This is a genomic window from Arthrobacter sp. 35/47, from assembly GCF_000520475.1.
Taxonomy (GTDB): Bacteria; Actinomycetota; Actinomycetes; order Actinomycetales; family Micrococcaceae; genus Arthrobacter_D; species Arthrobacter_D subterraneus.
On the sequence record NZ_KI914600.1, the window covers coordinates 16774 to 18503 of the forward strand.

The following is a 1730-nucleotide window of genomic DNA, read 5'->3' on the forward strand; positions in this document are numbered from 1 at the left end:
CCGCGGCCACCGGCGCTATAGCCCTGGTGATCGCGCCGCTGGTGGCCAGCCACGGCGTGGACTACTTCATTGCCGCGGTGATCCTGGGCGGCATTTTCCAGGTGGTGCTGGGCCTGCTCGGTGTGGCGAAACTCATGCGCTTCATCCCCCGCTCGGTGATGGTGGGCTTTGTCAACGCACTGGCCATCCTCATCTTCATGTCGCAGGTCCCTGAACTTCTCAACGTCCCGTGGCTGGTCTACCCCATGGTTGCCGTGGGACTGGTGATCGTCTTCGGCCTGCCGCGGCTGACCAAGGCCGTCCCGGCCCCGCTGGTTGCGATCGTGGCCCTCACCCTCTTCGCGGTACTTGCCGGAATCCAGGTGCCCGACGTCGGTGACAAGGGTGAACTGCCGGACAGCCTCCCCAGCCTTTTCTTCCCCAACGTTCCCCTGAACCTTGAGACCCTCGAGATCATCGCCCCGTTCGCCTTGGGCCTGGCTGTGGTGGGCCTCCTCGAATCTCTGATGACCGCCAAGCTGGTCGATGACATCACCGACACCCGCTCGCAGAAAACCCGTGAGAGCTGGGGCCAGGGAGCGGCCAACATCATCACCGGCTTCTTCGGCGGCATGGGCGGCTGCGCGATGATCGGCCAGACCATGATCAATGTGAAGGCCTCCGGCGCCCGCACCCGCATCTCCACGTTCCTTGCCGGTGTGTTCCTGCTGATCCTCGTGGTCTCCCTCGGCGACGTGGTGGCGATCATCCCAATGGCCGCGCTCGTGGCCGTCATGATCTTCGTGTCCATTGCCACCTTCGACTGGCACAGCATCCAGCCCGCCACCCTCAAGCGCATGCCAAAGAGTGAGACGGCGGTGATGGTGAGCACCGTCGTCGTGGTGGTGTGGACGCACAACCTCGCCATCGGCGTCGGCGTCGGTGTGCTGGTGGCCATGGTGGCCTTCGCCCGCCGGGTGGCCCACTTTGTCACCGTGGAGCGCACGGTGCTGGAACTCAACGGTGAAGAGGTCGCCACCTACGTGGTGGACGGCGAACTGTTCTTCGCCTCCTCGAACGACCTCTACACGCAGTTCGAGTACGCCACCGACCCGGACAGGGTGATCATCGACATGCACGCGTCCCACCTGTGGGATGCCTCCACCATCGCGGCGCTGGATGCGATCACCGAGAAGTACCACCACCATGGCAAGGAGGTCGAGGTCATCGGCCTCAACGACGCCTCCGTGCTGATGCGCGAACGCCTGGCCGGGAAGCTCGGCGCCGGTCACTAACAGGCGCGCGCTACTCCCAGTCGCCGTACGCGCGGCGGGTGTTCGCGTTGATGGTCCGGCAGAGCTCCTCAAGGTCGGTGCCCAGGTGTTCGGCCAGAAACCGGACCGTGTACGGCACGGTATAGCTGGCATTGGGCTGCCCCCGGAACGGGTGCGGGGTGAGGAACGGGGCGTCGGTCTCGGTGAGCACCAGGGACGGGTCAGCGATGTCCAGCGCCTCGCGCAGATCCCGGGCGTTCTTGAACGTGACCGTCCCGGAAAAGGACATGAACCAGCCGTTCTCATTGCAGATCCGCGCCAGTTCGGCATCCCCGGAGAAGCAGTGGAACACCACCCGCGCCGGAGGTTCCTCCGAGCGCAGGACCTTCACGACGTCGTCGTGCGCGTCCCGGTCATGGATCTGCAGCGCGAGATCCAGCCGGCGGGCAATGTCCAAGTGGCGGCGGAAGGAGTACT

Annotated in this window: 2 protein-coding genes; one reads left to right on the forward strand and one right to left on the reverse strand. The window is 65.1% G+C overall.

Annotated features, from left to right (window positions below; translation table 11 throughout):
- Positions 1–1274: SulP family inorganic anion transporter (locus X803_RS19090; RefSeq protein ID WP_035778525.1), on the forward strand; the 1274-nt coding region annotated here is incomplete at its 5' end.
- A 10-nt stretch (positions 1275–1284) separates the two neighbouring features.
- On the opposite strand, the gene X803_RS19095 is transcribed toward X803_RS19090, so the two are convergent.
- Positions 1285–1730, reverse strand: a 446-nt coding sequence (locus tag X803_RS19095; protein WP_035778526.1) for a TatD family hydrolase, incomplete at its 5' end; no start/stop codon positions are given.